Below are 14,130 nucleotides of genomic sequence, written 5' to 3' on the forward strand. Positions count from 1 at the left end.
GTCGCTCCGTACGGCGCGGAAAACGTCAGGAAGCGCGGTCAATCGTGCGACGCTTCCCCGCGCAGACGGACGTCGCCGGGCAACATATCCGTGCGCCCTTCGCGCGCCTCGCGCTGCGCCTCGAAGAAGCGCTGAATCTGCTGACACACTGTCATCGTGTTGTCGCGCGCGATCGCCGACACCATGAACCACGGTTGGGTCCAGCCCAGGCGCTTGACGATGTCCTCGGCCACGGCCTGGCGCTCGTCCTCCGGCAGCACGTCCGCCTTGTTCAATACCAGCCAGCGCGGACGCTGCAGCAGCTCCGGGTCGAACTTCTCCAGCTCATGCTCGATGGCGTGAACCTGCTCGACCACGTCGGAACCGTCGATCGGCGCGACGTCCACCAGATGCAGCAGCAGGCGCGTGCGCGACACGTGGCGCAGAAACTGGACGCCCAGGCCGGCACCTTCCGCGGCGCCCTCGATCAGGCCGGGAATATCGGCGATCACGAAGCTCTGGTCCGGCCCCAGGCTGACCACGCCGAGGTTCGGATGCAGCGTGGTGAACGGGTAGTCGGCCACGCGCGGCGTGGCGGCGGAGACGGCGCGGATGAAGGTGGACTTGCCCGCGTTCGGAAAGCCCAACAGACCCACGTCGGCCAGCAGCTTCAGTTCCAGCTTCAGTTCGCGCACTTCGCCCGGGGTGCCGGGCGTGGACTTACGCGGCGCGCGGTTCACCGAACTCTTGAAATGGATGTTGCCCAGGCCGCCCTTGCCGCCCTGCGCCACCAGCAGGCGCTGGCCATGCGCGGTGAGGTCGCCGATGGCCTCGTCGGTATCGACGTTGGTCACCACCGTGCCGACGGGCACGCGGATGATCGTGTCCTCGCCGCCCTTGCCGTACATGTCGCTGCCCATGCCGTTCTGGCCGCGCTGCGCCTTGAACGCGCGCTGGTGGCGGAAGTCGACCAGCGTATTGAGGCCCTCGTCGGCCACCAGCCACACGGAACCGCCGTGACCGCCGTCGCCGCCGTCCGGACCGCCGAAGGGAATGAATTTTTCGCGACGGAAGCTGATGCATCCGTTGCCGCCGTCACCGGCCTGGACCTTGATGATGGCTTCGTCGACAAATTTCATAGGTAAAGAACCAGAAACGGGAAATGGGAACAGGGAACGGATGCCGCTCGCATCATATCGGGAACCCGGAAAGGGCTTTTGCCGCCCCGGCGCCCCTTTCCCCATCTTCAAAAAACAAAAGCCCCGCCGAAGCGGGGCCCTTGCAGCGATACGGCCCGGGCTCAGCCCTGGACGACGCTCACGTACTTGCGGTTGTTCACGCCACGGGTCTTGAACTCGACGGTGCCGTCGACCAGCGCGAACAGAGTGTGGTCACGGCCCAGGCCCACGCCGGTGCCGGCATGAAACTTGGTGCCACGCTGACGCACGATGATGTTGCCGGCCTCGATGGCCTGGCCGCCGTACACCTTCACGCCGAGGTACTTCGGGTTGGAGTCGCGACCGTTGCGGGACGAACCTACGCCTTTTTTATGTGCCATGACTGATTACTCCAGAATTGGCGGATCAGGCGTTGATGCCCGTGATCTCGACTTCGGTGAAGTGCTGACGATGTCCCTGCTGCTTCTTGTGGTGCTTGCGGCGGCGGAACTTGATGATGCGGACCTTGTCGGCGCGGCCGTGCTTGCGCACAGTGGCGGTGACGGTGGCGCCGGTCACGGTCGGCGCGCCGACGGTGATGGTCTCGCCCGAACCGACCAGCAGCACCTGGTCGAACTTCACGCTGGCGCCTTCTTCGGCGTTCAGCAGCTCCACGCGCAGGACGTCGCCCTGCTGGACGCGGTACTGCTTGCCGCCGGTCTTGATGACTGCATAACTCATGGGAATATCCCTTCTGTCGTTATTCTCTTGGGTGTTCTCGCTTGCGCGAGCCGGCGATCATAACCAAAAAAATCCCAAGGATCAATCCGATAGACAGGCCGATAAGAGGCCCGTCAATTAGTCGTCGTCCCGCCTGACCCGCTCCAGCTCAGCCTCGGCCCTCAAGCGACGAGCATGGGCGCGCTCCCAACGGGCCTCCGCATTAGCCTCCTCCGCTCTCGCAGCCGCCTCCTGAGCGGCGGCCTGCTGCTTGGCGACCTCCTGTTTAGCCACCTCGCTCGCATAGTCGAGATCCAGGGTCAGGTCAGGAGCCCCATCCGGACGATGCAAAACCCGGATGACCGTGTAGGGCAGGATCGTGCCCTGATCGTCGGGCAGACAGATGTTCTCGGACTGCTGCATCCGGGCGCCGCTAATCCAGCGGGCCGTTACGGTTTCTGTAGACACACAGCGCTGCCCGCTTCTCCAGGCCGCTTTCGAGATGGCATAACGGCGCTCTCCGAGGCCACGTCCGATATAACCGCTTTCCGACTCAATCGTGGCCCCGCCTGGTTCGGTTCTGTAGAGCACACTGACCGTTCGCTGGCACCCCGTAAGCCCCACCAACGCCACCAGCACCAGGCCAGCCCATTTCCAGCATCCGCTCATGCCCCCGTCTCCTTCGCTTCCGGCGGTTAAACCGCAAACTGTTGCGGCCTCAGCTTAGGACGCGGAAACGCGGCTTCTCCTGGGCGGAAACGGCGAAAAGACGCTCACGGTCGCCGCTCATTCAGCAAGGTCTTTCGAAAGCTGAACGAGGTTGAGAAAGCGTTCGGATGGACGGCACGCGGAGGCCTTACGATCCGGCGCTTGCCCGCCGAGGCACGTTTTTCGCTCTCGGCGGGCAGTGATGAGAGGCTTATTGGCCGGATGTCGTCTTGGCATCGCTGCCCGCAGGCTTAGCGGGCGTCTTGGCCTGGCCGTCCTGCTTGGCCGGGGTCTTCGCCGGCGCTTTCTTGGCCGGAGCCTTCGCCTTGGCCTTGGTCGCGGTCTTCTTGGGTGCGGCCTTGGTCTTGCCCGTGGTCGCCGCCTTCTTGGCCACAGGCTTTGCGGGCGCCTCGTCCTGGGCCGTGCCGTCTTCGTCGTCGGCTTCCCCTGCGGCTGCCATGCTCGCAGCGGCACCCGTGGCGACCGGTCCGGACGCCGCCGCGTGGGCCGCCGGGCACCGCCCGTTGGCGTCCAGGCTGCCCTTCTGTTTGAGGTCGGCGATCATCTGGTCGCTGCGCTCCTTGCTCCACTGCAGGCCGGCCTGGTTGGCCTCGCCCATGGTGGTCGGCATCTCCGTGATCACCTTCTGGCCGAGCGGGGAGCGATAGAACTTCAGCATCCCCTCGATCTCATCGGCGGTGAAATGGCGCTGGTAGATCGGCACCAGACGCCCGATGAACTGCTGGGTGCCGTTGGCATCCATGTAACCCTGCCAGTAGGCGGAGGGAATGCACGGCAGGGACTGCTGCATCACGGTCACTGCCTGGTTGTTCATCTGGCTGAGCATCTTGCCCACCCCCACCACCTCCATCAGCTGGCGCACCTGCTCCTCGCTGGGCTGGGTCGCGGCCGAGGCCGTGCCCATCGATGCTGCCAGCGCCAGGGAGAGCCCCCATTCTTTCCACTTGCGCATGTGTCCTGGTCTCGCTGTGTCGGCCTTGCGGCCAAAACGCTTATTAAGCCAAGCCACTTGTTAACACTTTGATGGAGCCCCATTTTCCTGGTTCTCCGCACGGCACGACCCGGATGAAACCAGGGGCAATAACTGACCTGGTTAGTTTGGTATAGTGTAGTTTTTTCCCCTTCCCATTACCTCTCTCCGGCGTTCATGGACACCATCCGCATCCGCGGCGCGCGCACGCACAACCTCAAGAACATCGACCTGGATCTGCCCCGCGACAAGCTGATCGTGATCACGGGCTTGTCGGGATCGGGCAAATCCTCGCTGGCCTTCGACACCATCTATGCGGAAGGCCAGCGCCGCTACGTGGAATCCCTCTCGGCCTACGCCCGGCAGTTCCTCTCGATGATGGAGAAGCCGGACGTCGACCATATCGAAGGCCTTTCTCCGGCCATTTCGATCGAGCAGAAGTCCACCTCGCACAACCCCCGCTCCACGGTGGGCACCATCACCGAGGTGTACGACTACCTGCGCCTGCTCTACGCGCGCGTCGGCACGCCGCGCTGCCCGGACCACGGCATCCCGCTGGAAGCCCAGACGGTGAGCCAGATGGTGGACGCCACCCTCGCGCTGGACCCCGAAAAGCGCTTCATGCTGCTGGCGCCGGTGATCCGCGAGCGCAAGGGCGAACACGTGCAGGTGTTCGAGCAGCTGCGCGCGCAGGGTTTCGTGCGCGCCCGCGTGGACGGCACCGTCTACGAACTCGACGCCGTGCCGCCGCTGACCTTGCGCCAGAAGCACACCATCGAGGTGGTGATCGACCGCTTCCGTCCGCGCGACGACATCAAGCAGCGCCTGGCCGAGTCCTTCGAAACCGCCCTGCGCCTTGGCGACGGACTCGCGATCCTGGCCGACATGGACGATGCGAAAGCGCCCGAGCAGCTGCTTTCGTCGCGCTACTCCTGCCCCGTATGCGATTACTCGCTGCCGGAACTCGAGCCGCGCCTGTTCTCCTTCAACTCGCCGGTCGGCGCCTGCCCGACCTGCGACGGCCTGGGCGTGACCCAGGTGTTCGACGCCGCGCGCGTGGTGGGCCATCCGGAACTGCCGCTGTCCGGCGGCGCGGTGCGCGGCTGGGATCGCCGCAACGCGCACTATTTCCAGCTGATCATCTCGCTGGCCAATCACTACGGTTTCGACGTCGACGCGCCTTGGCAGAAGCTGCCGGCGTCGGTGCAGAAGGCGATCCTGTACGGCAGCGGCAACGAAAAGATCCAGTTCCGCTATCTCACGGAACGCGGCGGCAAAGTCACGCGCGAACATGCCTTCGAAGGCATCCTGCCGAACCTGGAGCGCCGCTATAAGGAAACCGAGTCTCCCGCGGTGCGCGAGGAACTGGCCAAGTACATCGCCGACCAGCCCTGCCCCGAATGCCACGGCCAGCGCCTGAACCGCTCGGCGCGCAACGTGTTCGTCGCCGACCATGCGCTGCCGTCGCTCACGTCGCGCTCGATCGACGATGCGCTCGGCTTCTTCGACACGCTCACCCTTACCGGTTGGCGCGGCGAGATCGCGGTGAAGATCGTCAAGGAAATCCGCGAACGCCTGAGCTTCCTCAACGATGTAGGCCTGAATTACCTCACGCTCGATCGCCAGGCGGACTCGCTCTCCGGCGGCGAAGCGCAGCGCATCCGCCTCGCCTCGCAGATCGGCGCCGGCCTGGTGGGCGTGATGTACGTGCTGGACGAGCCGTCGATCGGCCTGCATCAGCGCGACAACGAACGCCTGCTCGGCACCCTCACCCGCCTGCGCGACCTGGGCAACACGGTCATCGTGGTGGAGCACGACGAGGACGCCATCCGCCTGGCCGATCACGTCCTGGACATCGGCCCCGGTGCCGGCGTGCACGGCGGCGAAGTGGTGGCGCAGGGTGCGCTCAAGGACATCCTCTCCTCCAAGCGCTCGCTCACCGGCCAGTACCTCTCCGGCACACGTGCCATCGAGGTGCCCAAGGAGCGTCGCGAGCAGCAGGACAAGGAATCCTGGCTGCATCTGCGCGGCGCCGGCGGCAATAACCTCAAGAACGTGGACCTGGCGATTCCCGCCGGACTGTTCACCTGCGTCACCGGCGTCTCCGGGTCGGGCAAGTCCACGCTGATCAACGACACGCTGTTCCGCATCGCCGCCGCCGAACTCAACGGCGCCAGCGAGCAGCCGGCGCCTTACAAGGCGGTCGAAGGCCTTGAGCTGTTCGACAAGGTGGTGGACATCGACCAGTCGCCGATCGGCCGCACGCCGCGTTCGAATCCGGCTACCTATACCGGGCTGTTCACGCCGTTGCGTGAGCTGTTCGCGCAGGTGCCGGAAGCGCGCTCGCGCGGCTACACCGCCGGCCGCTTCAGCTTCAACGTGCGCGGCGGCCGTTGCGAGGCCTGCGAAGGCGACGGCATGATCAAGGTGGAGATGCACTTCCTGCCTGACGTGTACGTGCCCTGCGACGTCTGCCACGGCAAGCGCTACAACCGCGAGACGCTGGAAATCACCTACAAAGGCCACACCATCGCCGACGTGCTCGACATGACGGTGGAGGATGCGCTGAAACTGTTCGAGAACGTGCCGACCATCGCACGCAAGCTCGACACACTGCGTGCGGTCGGCCTGGATTACATCAAGCTCGGCCAGAGCGCGACCACCCTGTCCGGTGGCGAGGCGCAGCGCGTGAAGCTGTCCAAGGAACTGTCCAAGCGCGACACCGGGCGCACGTTGTACATCCTCGACGAGCCGACCACCGGCCTGCACTTCCACGACATCGAGCAGCTGCTGGATGTGTTGCACCAGCTGGTCGACCAGGGCAACACGGTGGTCGTCATCGAACACAACCTCGACGTGATCAAGACGGCCGACTGGATCGTCGACCTCGGCCCCGAAGGTGGCGCCGGCGGGGGCCGCATCCTGGTGGCCGGCACGCCGGAGACCGTGGCCGAGACACCCGAATCGCACACTGGCCGTTTCCTTGCGCCGCACCTCGGCATGACGCCCGTGAAGACGCAGAAGAACAACGGCCGCGAGAAGGCCGCCCGGAAAAAGACCGCATGAGTTCCAGCACCACCGACACTCCCGCGCCGGCCCGGCGCCGCAAGACCGCCGAGCCGGCGCCCGAGGCGCCCGCACTCCCCGCAGGCCCGCTGTTCACGGCGTCGATCGGCGTGCGCTGGCGCGATCTGGATGCGTTCAACCACGTCAATAATTCCAACTACCTCACTTACCTGGAAGAGGCACGCCTGCAGTGGCTGAAGCACGTGCCCGGACCGTGGTTCGACGAGGAGTCGATGCCGGTGCTGGCGGCGAGCGAAATCAACTACCGCTTCCCCATCGAGTGGCCTGCGCAGTTGCACGTCGAGCTGTTCTGCCTGCGCCTGGGCAACAGTTCGATGACCATCGGCCATCGCATCGTGGACGCCGAGCAGCCGGAGAAGCTATACAGCGACGGCCACGTCGTGATGGTCTGGATGAATCCGCACACCGGCAAGCCGGTACCGCTGCCCCAGGCGATCCGCGACGCGGCCATGCCGGATTGACCGGCAGCATTGCCGCTGGAAACCTCATCCGGCCTGCGTCCGGATGAGGTCCTCGACCGGCCGCGCGGCCAGCTGACGTTCGACACCTTCCGATCTGCGCAGGATTCATCGGTATGTCCAAGCCCACCGCCCTTCCTCGCGTCGCCGTCATCGGCTGCGGCGGCACCATCGCCTCGCTGGGCACCTCCAGCACGGACTTGATGGACTATCCGGAACACGGCACCAAGCTCGACGCGGCGCAGATCCTCGAACGGGTCTCGGAGACCGCCGCCGTCGCAGCGCTGATACCGGTACCTTTCCGGTCGGTGGGCAGCAACAACCTCACCATGACCGACTGGTTCGAGCTGCGCGGCACGCTGCGCCGCCTGTCGCGCGAGCACCCCGATCTGGCGGGCTTCGTGATCCTGCACGGCACCGCCACCCTGGAAGAGACGGCGTTCTTTCTCCACCTCACGCTGGATATCCCGCAGACCGTCGTACTGACCGGCTCGCAGCGCCCCCTCAGCGCAGTCGGCTCGGACGCGCCGTCCAACCTGCTCGGCGCCATCCGTGTGGCGGGCGATGCCTCGTCCCGCGGTCGGGGCGTGCTGGTGGTCTTCAACGATGGCATCCATGCGGCGCGCGACGTCATCAAGGTTTCCACCGTGCGGCTGGATACGTTCCGCTCGATGGACAACGGCGTGCTCGGCACGGTCGATCCCGACCTCATCCGCTACCGCCGTCGGGCCGAAGGGCGCCATGCGCCCGATGCGGCGTTCGCCCGCCTGCCGGACGATGCGCAACCGCCGCGCGTCGACATTGCCTACTCCTATGTCGGCGCGGACGCCACCGTCATCGAGGCCGTGCTGGCGAAGGGCGCGCAGGGCATCGTATCCGCCGGCCTCGCACCCGGCCTCGTCACCGGCGCGGAGAAGAAGGCGCTGGAGGCGGCCATCGCGTGCGGCATCGCCGTCGTGCAATGCACCCGCTCGCCGCTGGGCAGGGTGGCGCAGCGACGCTATCTGCGCGAGGGAGGCTTTATCGCCGGCGAGGATTTCAGCCCGCAGAAAGCGCGCATCCTGCTCGCACTAGGGCTCACCTTGACGAGCGACGTCACGATGCTGCGCGAATACTTCGCCACGCACTGAACCCGGCGGACGCGGGCTGGAACGCACAAGACGCGACGAGGGGTTAGGCCGGCCGCGATGCCGGATGCCGCACCTTCATGCGCGGCGCGTAAGATCGGCGGCGCCCAACGAAAGGAGTTCGCCCGTGAGCAAGTTCCCCTTCACCACCCTCGCCGTCGCCTGCGCCGCGACCTTTGCCGGCGGCGCGGCCGCCGCACCGTCCGACCGTACCGAACTGACGCTCTATCGCAGCGACGATGCGTCGCTGTTCACAGGCGGCGATGGCGGCACCGTAGACAGCGGCTACGCCATGGCGCGGGAACCTCGCCGCCTGGACCTGAAACAGGGTGTGCAGGACATCAGCCTGGGCGGCCTGCCCGCCTTCCTCGACACGGAAGCGCTGTCGCTCGACGTCGAGGGAGACGCCGCGAAGGTGCTGTCGCAGCGACTGCGGCTGGCGCAGGGCCGCGATGCCGCGCTCGGCAGCCTGGTCGGCCAGCCTGTCGAAGTGCTGGGCGACAACGGGCAGCCGCTGGCCAGCGGCACCTTGCTGCGCGCCGGCAACGGCCTGCTGGTGAGCGATGCCAGCGGCCGCACTAGCCTGATCCGCGAATATGCCGCCGTGCGCGCCCAGGGCCAGTTCAATACCGGTTCCAGCCTGGAGCTGCGCATCGATGCCGCCCGCGCTGGCAACGCCAAGGCGACGCTGAGCTACCCCACCGCCGGCCTGGGCTGGCGCGCGGCATACATCGGCACGTTGTTGCCGGGTGGCGGTTGCAAGCTGCGTTTCGAATCGCGCGCGAGCATCGCCAACCGCAGCGGGCGCGACTGGAACGACATCCAGCTGACCCTGATCGCCGGCGAGCCGCAGATCACACGCACACCCGGCCCCATGCCGGCCTCGGCGCCGATGGCCATGGCCTATCGCGGCAAGGCCCAGGCCGCGGACATGCCCCAACAGGGCTCCGTAGCCGATTACCGCACCTACACCCTGCCCGGCGCGGTCAGCCTGCCCGACGGCAGCGTCAGCCAAGTGCCGCTTTACGCGACGCGCCAGCTCGACTGCGAACGCACCTTGCTGTACGAAACCGGCGGCCGCTGGACGCCGCCGCAGCCGATGACCAACCGCGACTTCAATACGGGAGGCGGCAATACCGTCACCAGCACGCTCAAGCTGCGCGCATTCGACAGCCTGCCGGCGGGCAACCTGCGCGTGATGACCGCCGACCGCAACGGCACGCCGCAATTCATCGGCGAAGGGCGGATCGAGGACACGCCCAAGGGCACCGATGCCACCATCACCCTGGGTAACGCCTTCGACCTGCGGGCCGAGCGCGAGCGCACCGAATTCAAGGTGGACACGACCGCCCGCTCGATGGACGAAGCCTTCCGCATCACGCTGACCAATGCGAGCGACACGGCACGCACGGTCACCGTCCGCGAACATCCCAGCCGCTGGCGGGAGTGGACGCTGACCTCGTCCAGCCAGAAGCCGTCGGAACAGAAGCCGGACCTGCTGGAGTTCCGCGTGGAGGTGCCGGCCGGCGGCAAGGCGACGCTCGACTACGCCGTACGCTATCGCTGGGCCGAAACCGACCAGCCGCAATAAGCGCGAACGTACGCCGGCAGTGCCCGCGAGTTTGCTACGCTCGCGGGCCTCACTTCATCGCCAGGGGCGCAGCCATGCTCACTATCGTCCAGCACGACGCGATCGCGGAGATCAATCTCGCGCGCCCGCCGGTCAATGCCCTGAATCTCGAGCTGCTGCAGGCGATCCAGGACGGCATGGCCGGCGCGATCGATGGCGGCGCGCGGGGCATCGTCCTGTCCGGCGCATCCGGCATGTTCTCCGCGGGCGTGGACGTTCCCGCCCTGCTCGGCCAGGACCGTGCCGGCGTGCGTGCCTTCTGGCGTTCGTTCTTCGCCACCTGCTCCGCCATCGCCATGTCGCCCGTGCCGGTGGTGGCGGCCATCACCGGCCATGCCCCAGCCGGCGGCGCCGTGCTCTCGCTGTTCTGCGACTACCGGGTGATGGCCGAGGGCCCGTTCCGCATCGGCCTGAACGAGGTGCAGGTCGGGTTGATCGTGCCCGATTGCATCCAGCTTGCCCTGCGCCGCGTGGTCGGCCCCTACCGGGCCGAACGGCTGCTGGTGGCCGGTGCGATGATCGAGGCGCAGCAGGCGCTGGCTTACGGCTTCGTGGACGAACTGACGGGTGTGGACCAGGTGACCACGCGCGCCCTGCACTGGCTCAACGAGCTCCTGGCTTTGCCGTCCGAGGCGATGCTGGCCACGCGCCGGCTGGCTCGTGCCGATCTCACCGAGGTCTGGAAGGATCCGGACGCGCTGCCGATCGACAGCTTCGTCGACGCCTTCTTCAGCGCCGAAACCCAGGCCGTGCTGCAGCAGTTGGTGGCGCGCTTGAAGAAGAAGCCATAACCGCGGCAAGCCACGCTGCACGGAACGAAGCGACGCTCCCGCGGTTGCTCATATCGACGCGCCGGACATAGACGCCACGCGCGTCGCTGCCGTGCATTGCGCGACCGCGCTTCAACCCGTTTCGACCGGGCGCTCCGGATCGCTCACCCAGCCGCTCCACGACGGCGCATATAGGCGCGAACCCGTCAGCCCCGCGTGTTCCATCGCGAGCAGATTGTGGCAGGCGGTAACGCCGGAGCCGCACATGTGCACGACCTGCGCCGGCGGCGTGGCGCCCAACAATGCCATGAACTCCCGACGCAACTCATCCGCGGGCTTGTAGCGACCCTGCGCATCTAGGTTGTCCGCATAGGGTCGGTTCACTGCGCCGGGCACGTGGCCGCCGACGCGATCGATAGGTTCCACATCGCCGCGGTAACGCGGTGCGGCGCGTGCATCGATGAGCAACCGTCCCGGCTGCTCCGCCATGCCGCGGTGGTCGACGGTAAAACGCGACGCGTCGTAGCGCAGGGAGACCGACGTAGGCTTCCGCGTCACTTCACCCACCTCGAGCGGCAGGCCCGCGGCCTGCCATGCCTGGAAGCCGCCATCGAGCACGGCCGCCTCGCGAATCCCGACCAGCCGCAGCAACCACCAGAGCCGCGCCGCGGCCAGTGCGCCGCCCGCCGCGTCATAGCACACGACCTGCAGGCCCGGACGCCATCCCCAGCGCGACAGCATGGCCGAAAAGGCCTGCTCCAGCGGCAACGGATGGCGGCCCAGCCCTTCGCTCTGCCGCGAAAGATCTGAGAGATCGCGATCCAGGTGGGCATACACGGCGCCGGGAATATGCGCTTCGCGATAGGCGCGCTCACCCTTGTCCGGATCGCCGCCGGCGACGGCCAGCTCGAAGCGGCAATCGACGATCAGCACGTCCTCCGGCGCCAGCGCGGCGAGGTCCTTGGCATCGATCAGCGTGGTATGCAGGGTCATAGGCGCCCCATGCGTTGCAGGAGGTTGACGAGCATGGCGGCCGTGGCACCCCAGATGCGGTGGCCGCCATGGATGAATTCCACCATCTCGCGGCGATGCCCGCGGAAATCCATGGTGTAGCGACGGAGATTGGCGGGGTCCAGGAAGAAACCCAACGGCACTTCGAAAACTTCGGCGACTTCCGCCGGCGCCGGATACAGGCGGGCCTCGGGCGCGATCCGCGCCACCACGGGCGTGATGCGATAGCCGCTGATGGTATCGAAGGCATCCAGGTAGCCCAGCGGCGTGACCAGCCGGCGATCCAGGCCGACTTCCTCCTCGCTTTCGCGCAGGGCGGTGGCGACGGCGTCGGTGTCTTCCGGATCGGTGCGCCCGCCGGGAAAGGCGACCTGTCCGGCATGTGCCTGCAGGCTGTCGTTGCGTACCGTCAGCACTAACCGGGGTTGCACGCCTTCGCGCCATCCGAGCAGCACGGCGGCGGCACGCCGCGGCGCATCGCCGATCAGTTCCGCCATCTCGCGGTAATTCCAGCCCGGCCCCTCCGGCGGCTCGGACAGCGGCCGGACGGCGGATGCCACGATGGATAGCGCGTCGTCCATCATGAGTCCTTCCGCCGCGCCGGCAACACGTCGCGCATGAAATGGCGCCGCTCGGCGTCACCCATGTCGCGCCACCGCGCGATTTCCTCGCCGGTGCGCAGGCAGCCCTCGCAGTAGCCGCGCTCGTCGAGGCGACAGACGCCGATGCAAGGAGTCAGAGGGGCGGCAGGGACGGGAGCGGGATCGTTCGGCATGGACCGGACATCCTAGCCCAAGCCCCTCCCTGCCGACAGCGAACGGCAACCTACTGCTTGATCTCCAGCAGCTCGATCTCGAACACGAGCGCCTCGTTGGGGCCGATGCGCGGCAGGTTGCCGCGTTCACCGTAGGCCAGCGCGGGTGGAATCACCACGCGCCACTTGTCGCCCACGTGCATGCGCTGGATCACGTCCTGCCAGCCGGGGATCACCTTGTTGTTGACGATGAAGCTCACCGGCGCGCCATGTGCCCACGAGCTGTCGAACTCCGTGCCGTCGATGAGGGTAGCGCGGAAGTTCACCGTCACCGTGCTGTTGACGGCCGGCTGTTCCTTGCCCGTACCTTGCTTGAGCACCTGGTACTGGATGCCCGAGGGAAGCTGCACGACGCCGGGCTTCTGCCGGTTCTTGGCCAGGTAGTCCGCGCTCTTGGCGGCGTTGGAGCTGGCCAGCTGCTGGAACTGCGCTTCCGCCTTGTCGTGCATGTGCTTGTCGAGACGGCGCAGCTGCTCGTGCATGTCCTGCATCGGCACGGCCGGACGGCGCTTGTTGTAGGCGTCCTGGATCGCGCGCTGCATCACGGCGATGTCGATGTCCGGGTCGCCGTTGGCGAACTGGCTGCCGATCTGGTAGCCGATCGCATAGGACAGCTTGTTCTTGTCCAGCCGGTTCGCCTGCGCGTCGGACGCGGGATCGCGGTTCTGCGCATGGATCGCTGCCGTAGCCAGCAGCAACATGCCCAGAGCCAACCAACGCCGTCGTGTCATGCCAATCCTCCATCGGGGTGCGCAAGCCGGCACATCCTAAGGGGTTTTGCCGGCCTCGTGCAGCGCCCGGCGGAAGCGGGCACCATCCGCTGAGAACGTGCGCGGCGCCAAAGGTTCCCGCTGTTACCATCGGCATTTTGGACTTGCTGGAACCCACCATGGCCTATCGCAACCTGGACATCGGCAACCGCGGCGCGGTGCGCACCATCATCGTCAACCGTCCGGACAAGCTCAACGCGCTGAACCGCGACACCCTCAACGAGCTGACCCTGGCCTTCGCCCAGGCGGCGCAGGACGATGCCGTACGCGCAGTGGTGCTCACCGGGGCCGGCGACAAGGCCTTCGTGGCCGGCGCCGACATCGCGGAGATGAACCGCTATACGCCGATCCAGGCCCAGGGTTTCTCCCGCGCCGGCCAGCGCCTGATGACCTCGATCGAGCGGCTGGGCAAGCCGGTGGTCGCACGCATCCAGGGCTTCGCCCTCGGCGGCGGCATGGAACTGGCGATGGCCTGCCACCTGCGCGTGGCGAGTGAAAAGGCACGCTTCGGCCAGCCGGAAATCAACCTCGGCCTGATCCCCGGCTTCGGCGGCACGCAGCGTCTGCTGCGCCTGGCCGGCCGTGGCGCGGCGCTGGAACTGTGCCTGACGGGCTCGATGGTCGGCGCGCAGCGCGCTTACGAACTGGGCATCGTCAACCGCGTGGTCGCCCCGGAGGCGCTCGACGAAACCGTCGACGCACTTGCCGATCAGCTCGCGGCGTCCGCGCCGCTCGCCGCGGCCGGCATTCTGGACGCCGTGCTGCAGGGCGGCGAGACGACCTTGGACCAGGGCCTGGAGTTCGAAACGCAGGCGTTCGCGCTGGCCTTCTCCACCGAAGACATGCGCGAAGGCACCACGGCCTTCCTGGAAAAGCGCAAGGCCCAGTTCAAGGGCCAGTAACGCGCG

The 14,130-nt window shown here is 66.9% G+C and carries 15 protein-coding genes; 6 read left to right on the plus strand and 9 right to left on the minus strand.

Going from position 1 to position 14,130, the window contains the following annotated elements; all coding sequences use genetic code 11:
• Positions 1-38: 38 nt before the first annotated feature.
• From cgtA to RKE25_RS15130, 5 genes are all read right to left on the minus strand, one after another.
• A complete protein-coding gene (gene cgtA / locus RKE25_RS15110) occupies positions 39-1,118 on the minus strand; it encodes an Obg family GTPase CgtA (RefSeq protein ID WP_311838921.1) in 1,080 nt (359 codons plus the stop codon).
• Positions 1,119-1,279: 161 nt separating this feature from the next.
• The gene (gene rpmA, locus RKE25_RS15115) at positions 1,280-1,537 is read right to left on the minus strand and encodes a 50S ribosomal protein L27 (protein WP_311838922.1); all 258 of its coding nucleotides are present in this window, start codon (positions 1,535-1,537) and stop codon (positions 1,280-1,282) included.
• Between the two features lie 25 nt (positions 1,538-1,562).
• Positions 1,563-1,877, minus strand: coding sequence for a 50S ribosomal protein L21 (rplU, locus tag RKE25_RS15120; RefSeq protein ID WP_311838923.1), 315 nt, complete (start codon positions 1,875-1,877; stop codon positions 1,563-1,565).
• 117 nt (positions 1,878-1,994) lie between these two features.
• Positions 1,995-2,525: a hypothetical protein gene (locus RKE25_RS15125; RefSeq protein ID WP_311838924.1), complete on the minus strand. Its 531-nt coding sequence runs from the start codon at positions 2,523-2,525 to the stop codon at positions 1,995-1,997.
• 250 nt (positions 2,526-2,775) lie between these two features.
• Positions 2,776-3,537 carry a DUF2059 domain-containing protein gene (locus RKE25_RS15130; RefSeq protein ID WP_311838925.1) on the minus strand — a complete coding sequence of 254 codons (762 nt, stop codon included), beginning with the start codon at positions 3,535-3,537 and terminating at the stop codon, positions 2,776-2,778.
• 195 nt (positions 3,538-3,732) lie between these two features.
• Between RKE25_RS15130 and uvrA the strand changes: the two genes are divergently transcribed.
• The 5 genes from uvrA (at position 3,733) to RKE25_RS15155 (ending at position 10,648) form a co-directional block, all read left to right on the plus strand.
• Complete coding sequence (gene uvrA, locus RKE25_RS15135) at positions 3,733-6,621, plus strand: excinuclease ABC subunit UvrA (RefSeq protein ID WP_311838926.1); 2,889 nt, start codon at positions 3,733-3,735, stop codon at positions 6,619-6,621.
• Positions 6,618-7,103 (plus strand): thioesterase family protein, encoded by a 486-nt coding sequence (locus RKE25_RS15140; protein WP_311838927.1) that lies wholly within the window; start codon positions 6,618-6,620, stop codon positions 7,101-7,103. The genes uvrA and RKE25_RS15140 overlap by 4 nt, the downstream gene beginning before the upstream one ends.
• Before the next feature lie 113 nt (positions 7,104-7,216).
• The gene (locus RKE25_RS15145; RefSeq protein ID WP_311838928.1) at positions 7,217-8,230 is read left to right on the plus strand and encodes an asparaginase; all 1,014 of its coding nucleotides are present in this window, start codon (positions 7,217-7,219) and stop codon (positions 8,228-8,230) included.
• A 124-nt stretch (positions 8,231-8,354) separates the two neighbouring features.
• Positions 8,355-9,818: a DUF4139 domain-containing protein gene (locus RKE25_RS15150; protein ID WP_311838929.1), complete on the plus strand. Its 1,464-nt coding sequence runs from the start codon at positions 8,355-8,357 to the stop codon at positions 9,816-9,818.
• A gap of 74 nt (positions 9,819-9,892) precedes the next feature.
• The gene (locus RKE25_RS15155; protein WP_311838930.1) at positions 9,893-10,648 is read left to right on the plus strand and encodes an enoyl-CoA hydratase/isomerase family protein; all 756 of its coding nucleotides are present in this window, start codon (positions 9,893-9,895) and stop codon (positions 10,646-10,648) included.
• Positions 10,649-10,759: 111 nt separating this feature from the next.
• Here RKE25_RS15155 and RKE25_RS15160 read toward each other — a convergent pair whose 3' ends face one another.
• The 4 genes from RKE25_RS15160 to RKE25_RS15175 are packed head-to-tail and all read right to left on the minus strand — an operon-like array spanning position 10,760 to position 13,183.
• A complete protein-coding gene (locus RKE25_RS15160; RefSeq protein ID WP_311838931.1) occupies positions 10,760-11,620 on the minus strand; it encodes a sulfurtransferase in 861 nt (286 codons plus the stop codon).
• On the minus strand, positions 11,617-12,222 hold the full coding sequence (locus RKE25_RS15165) for a CoA pyrophosphatase (protein ID WP_311838932.1): 606 nt from the start codon (positions 12,220-12,222) through the stop codon (positions 11,617-11,619). Before RKE25_RS15165 ends, RKE25_RS15160 begins: the two co-directional genes overlap by 4 nt.
• The gene (locus RKE25_RS15170) at positions 12,219-12,413 is read right to left on the minus strand and encodes a DUF1289 domain-containing protein (protein ID WP_311838933.1); all 195 of its coding nucleotides are present in this window, start codon (positions 12,411-12,413) and stop codon (positions 12,219-12,221) included. Before RKE25_RS15170 ends, RKE25_RS15165 begins: the two co-directional genes overlap by 4 nt.
• A 50-nt stretch (positions 12,414-12,463) precedes the next feature.
• Positions 12,464-13,183 (minus strand): FKBP-type peptidyl-prolyl cis-trans isomerase, encoded by a 720-nt coding sequence (locus RKE25_RS15175; RefSeq protein ID WP_311838934.1) that lies wholly within the window; start codon positions 13,181-13,183, stop codon positions 12,464-12,466.
• A gap of 158 nt (positions 13,184-13,341) precedes the next feature.
• On the opposite strand from RKE25_RS15175, the gene RKE25_RS15180 reads away from it, so the two are divergent.
• Positions 13,342-14,124: an enoyl-CoA hydratase-related protein gene (locus tag RKE25_RS15180; protein ID WP_311838935.1), complete on the plus strand. Its 783-nt coding sequence runs from the start codon at positions 13,342-13,344 to the stop codon at positions 14,122-14,124.
• The last annotated feature ends 6 nt before the right edge of the window (positions 14,125-14,130 follow it).

The organism is Dyella sp. BiH032, assembly GCF_031954525.1.
GTDB lineage: Bacteria > Pseudomonadota > Gammaproteobacteria > Xanthomonadales > Rhodanobacteraceae > Dyella_D.

Coding starts and splice junctions, on each gene's coding strand:
- cgtA (WP_311838921.1), bottom strand. CDS start 1,118: ATGAAATTTGTCGACGAAGCCATCATCAAGGTCCAGGCCGGTGACGGC.
- rpmA (WP_311838922.1), bottom strand. CDS start 1,537: ATGGCACATAAAAAAGGCGTAGGTTCGTCCCGCAACGGTCGCGACTCC.
- rplU (WP_311838923.1), bottom strand. CDS start 1,877: ATGAGTTATGCAGTCATCAAGACCGGCGGCAAGCAGTACCGCGTCCAG.
- RKE25_RS15125 (WP_311838924.1), bottom strand. CDS start 2,525: ATGAGCGGATGCTGGAAATGGGCTGGCCTGGTGCTGGTGGCGTTGGTG.
- RKE25_RS15130 (WP_311838925.1), bottom strand. CDS start 3,537: ATGCGCAAGTGGAAAGAATGGGGGCTCTCCCTGGCGCTGGCAGCATCG.
- uvrA (WP_311838926.1), top strand. CDS start 3,733: ATGGACACCATCCGCATCCGCGGCGCGCGCACGCACAACCTCAAGAAC.
- RKE25_RS15140 (WP_311838927.1), top strand. CDS start 6,618: ATGAGTTCCAGCACCACCGACACTCCCGCGCCGGCCCGGCGCCGCAAG.
- RKE25_RS15145 (WP_311838928.1), top strand. CDS start 7,217: ATGTCCAAGCCCACCGCCCTTCCTCGCGTCGCCGTCATCGGCTGCGGC.
- RKE25_RS15155 (WP_311838930.1), top strand. CDS start 9,893: ATGCTCACTATCGTCCAGCACGACGCGATCGCGGAGATCAATCTCGCG.
- RKE25_RS15160 (WP_311838931.1), bottom strand. CDS start 11,620: ATGACCCTGCATACCACGCTGATCGATGCCAAGGACCTCGCCGCGCTG.
- RKE25_RS15165 (WP_311838932.1), bottom strand. CDS start 12,222: ATGATGGACGACGCGCTATCCATCGTGGCATCCGCCGTCCGGCCGCTG.
- RKE25_RS15170 (WP_311838933.1), bottom strand. CDS start 12,413: ATGCCGAACGATCCCGCTCCCGTCCCTGCCGCCCCTCTGACTCCTTGC.
- RKE25_RS15175 (WP_311838934.1), bottom strand. CDS start 13,183: ATGACACGACGGCGTTGGTTGGCTCTGGGCATGTTGCTGCTGGCTACG.
- RKE25_RS15180 (WP_311838935.1), top strand. CDS start 13,342: ATGGCCTATCGCAACCTGGACATCGGCAACCGCGGCGCGGTGCGCACC.